We start from the raw sequence: 3,039 nt of genomic DNA, 5'->3' as shown, positions 1-3,039 counted from the left end.
CGATAAAATAACCGAAAGATAGGCCTGCTATAAATAATATAGACAATACCGGTATATACATTAATGTCATTTTTTGTTCATTGGGATGTAAACCTGGTTTTACAAATAACCAAATTTGTATCGCAGCAAAAGGAATTGTACAAACGATAGCAAATACTGTAGCAATCAAGAAAAAAATCCACAACACATCACTTGGACCGAGAACAGTTAATTTCATTGGTAAATCTTTTACAAGCCAAAAATAAATATCCTTCGTAAAAGTAAATCCAATAATTAAAAATAATACAAAGGATAATACTGTATATATTACTCGTTTGCGAAGCTCAACAATATGTTCTACTACGCTCATTTCCCGATCTTCCATCTCGTTCACCACACTTTATTTATCCATTCCGAGAAAAAACCCATCAGATTCTTTTATTTATTTTTTTCCTTCTCTTGAAATGCCTCATCAGTCAATTCTTTTGTTGATTTTTTAAATTCTTTTAACGTTTCCCCTAAAGCTTTCCCAATTTCCGGTAACTTTTTTGGGCCGAATAAAATTAACACTGCTACTAAAATTAAAATTAACCCTGGAAAGCCAATATTTGAAAACATTTCCCCATCCCCTTCATAAGTAGATTCTTGTCCTACTATTCCATAAGTTCATTTTGTCAAAAAATTTTGTAAACGTCAATGTATCCGTTGTCTTTTGTCAAAAAAATTCAAAAATAAAATCAATTATACAAATATCATTTTCTATTCCTTTTGTATATGATATGGTTAAGGAAAATATAACTTATCTCAATACAGTGAAAGGGATTAACATTATGACGCAAAAAATTACAAGAATGACCCAATTTGTAAAAGAAGAAATTGCGAATGCAATTACCCATGGTATCGGTGCCATTTTAAGCATCCCTGCCTTAATCATATTAATTATTCATGCTTCCAAACATGGTACAGCATCTGCTGTTGTTGGTTTTACCGTTTATGGCGTAAGCATGTTCTTGCTATACTTATTTTCTACACTGCTACATAGTATCCATCATCCAAAAGTAGAAAAGTTATTTACCATTTTAGATCACTCCGCCATATATTTATTAATTGCCGGCACGTATACACCATTTCTACTCATTACACTGCGTGGCCCGCTCGGTTGGACTTTACTCGCAATTATTTGGACCCTTGCGATTGGTGGAATTATTTTCAAAATCTTCTTTGTTCGTCGCTTTATTAAAACATCAACATTATGTTATATCATTATGGGTTGGCTCATCATCGTTGCCATTAAACCCCTTTATGAAAATTTAACCGGTCACGGCTTCTCACTACTATTAATAGGCGGCATTTTGTATTCTGTCGGAGCTATATTCTTCCTTTGGGAAAAGCTTCCGTTCAATCATGCCATTTGGCATCTCTTCGTACTAGGCGGTAGTACAATGATGTTTTTCTGCGTACTGTTTTATGTCTTACCCGCAGCATAAAAAAAGTTTCAGCTTGTTTAAGCTGAAACTTTTTTTATTACTTATGTAATTGAGATGCAATAATATCTTTTGTATGCTGGGTTAACTCTTTAGCATCCATACTTGCATATTCTTCAGGTGTAATTGGCTTAGAAATTGTTAATGTTGCATGAGCTGGTTTCATACGATTTCCATTAGCCTCAAACATCTTATATGTACCATCTAAAGTTACTGGTAATATAGATACGCCAGATTTTACAGCAAGGTGAAAACTCCCTGCTTTAAACTCACCGATTTCGCCACCCTTACTTCTCGTTCCCTCTGGAAAAATTACGATAGAATGCCCGTTCTTTAACAGTTCAATTCCATCTTTAATTGCCTTAAGAGATTGACGGCGATCGCTGCGGTCCATAAACACACAATTCATTAGTTCCATCCATGTTGGTACAACCGGAAACTTTTTAATTTCCGCTTTTGAAACGAATCCAATTGGCTTATTTAAGTAACCTAGTAAAACAGGAATATCCATATTACTTTGATGATTACTTACAACTAGCACTGGCTTGTCTTTCGGAACATTTTCAAGTCCCTTTACTTCTACAGTCGATCCAGTTACACCCACCATTTTCTTACCAAACCAGTTTGTGGTTTTATACACAACACTATCTTTTTCTTGCGGTGACATCGCATTTGCTTTTCTTTTTATACGCCACAATCTTGGTGTAATCGCAATTACGATTAAAATTAAATAAAAGATTTTAAAAAACGTTTGAATCATACAGAACCCCCACCTATTATCATTCCGACCTTCATTATACTAGACAAACGAAGGAAAAAGAAGAAAAAATGTCCAAACAACAAGTGTTTGGACATTTTGAAGTTTTCTATATTAGAAACGTTTTGCTAATTCGCGTGCATTTACAATTGCTGCTTCCTTAATGTCTTGTGCTTTTTCAGGATTTGCATTCATTCCTTCAACTGCAATATATTCAGTGTCTGATACACCCATGAATCCTAATACTGCATTTAAGTGATTGCGACCGAAGTCCATAGATGCGTATGCTCCTTCAGAGTAAACGCCGCCTGTAGCTTGAATATGAAGTGCTTTTTTGCCTTCTAGTAAGCCAACTGGACCATTTTCAGTATATTTGAATGTTTTGCCTGCAATTGATAAGTTATCTAAGTATGCTTTCACTACTGCTGGGTAGCTGAAGTTCCACATTGGAGTCACGAATACATAACGGTCTGCATGCATAAATGTTTCTAAGTTATTGTTCATTGCTGCAACTTTTTGTTGCTGATTTTCACTTAAAGTTTCGAATCCTTCGCCTGCTGCAAATTTACCCCAAGCAGCGAATACGTCTGCATCGATTGCTGGTACAGTTGTATTGAATAAATCAATTGTTACAACTTCGTCTTGTGGATGTTCGTTTTTATATGCTTCGATGAAAGCTTCCCCTACTGCCATACTGAAAGAACCTTCTGCTGAATTTGGATTTGCTGTAATAAATAGTACTTTTGTCATTGTATTATCTCCCTTTTTTAAATTTATCTTTAATTTGAGATTTATTATTTTATAGTAAATAACTTACCT

General features: G+C 34.6%; 5 protein-coding genes. 1 reads left to right on the top strand and 4 read right to left on the bottom strand.

Features of this window, described 5'->3' with window-relative positions; translation table 11 throughout:
- A partial coding sequence (locus AB3X48_RS20155) for a twin-arginine translocase subunit TatC (protein ID WP_367959863.1) occupies positions 1 to 364 on the bottom strand: 364 nt, incomplete at its 3' end.
- A gap of 53 nt (positions 365 to 417) precedes the next feature.
- A complete protein-coding gene (locus AB3X48_RS20150) occupies positions 418 to 597 on the bottom strand; it encodes a twin-arginine translocase TatA/TatE family subunit (protein WP_002012719.1) in 180 nt (59 codons plus the stop codon).
- A gap of 212 nt (positions 598 to 809) precedes the next feature.
- Here AB3X48_RS20150 and trhA point away from each other — a divergent pair, with 212 nt between their 5' ends.
- On the top strand, positions 810 to 1,466 hold the full coding sequence (gene trhA, locus AB3X48_RS20145) for a PAQR family membrane homeostasis protein TrhA (RefSeq protein ID WP_002118985.1): 657 nt from the start codon (positions 810 to 812) through the stop codon (positions 1,464 to 1,466).
- 37 nt (positions 1,467 to 1,503) lie between these two features.
- Here trhA and AB3X48_RS20140 read toward each other — a convergent pair whose 3' ends face one another.
- Positions 1,504 to 2,223, bottom strand: a complete 720-nt coding sequence (locus AB3X48_RS20140; RefSeq protein ID WP_002158013.1) for a lysophospholipid acyltransferase family protein — start codon at positions 2,221 to 2,223, stop codon at positions 1,504 to 1,506.
- 111 nt (positions 2,224 to 2,334) lie between these two features.
- Complete coding sequence (locus AB3X48_RS20135) at positions 2,335 to 2,970, bottom strand: FMN-dependent NADH-azoreductase (protein ID WP_002158014.1); 636 nt, start codon at positions 2,968 to 2,970, stop codon at positions 2,335 to 2,337.
- Positions 2,971 to 3,039: the final 69 nt, after the last annotated feature.

The sequence above is a fragment of the Bacillus sp. S4 genome (genome assembly GCF_040838205.1).
In the GTDB taxonomy this organism is placed as follows: Bacteria; Bacillota; Bacilli; order Bacillales; family Bacillaceae_G; genus Bacillus_A; species Bacillus_A cereus_U.
Note: the sequence above shows the minus strand (reverse complement) of the source record. Positions and strands in the feature narration are given on the sequence as shown.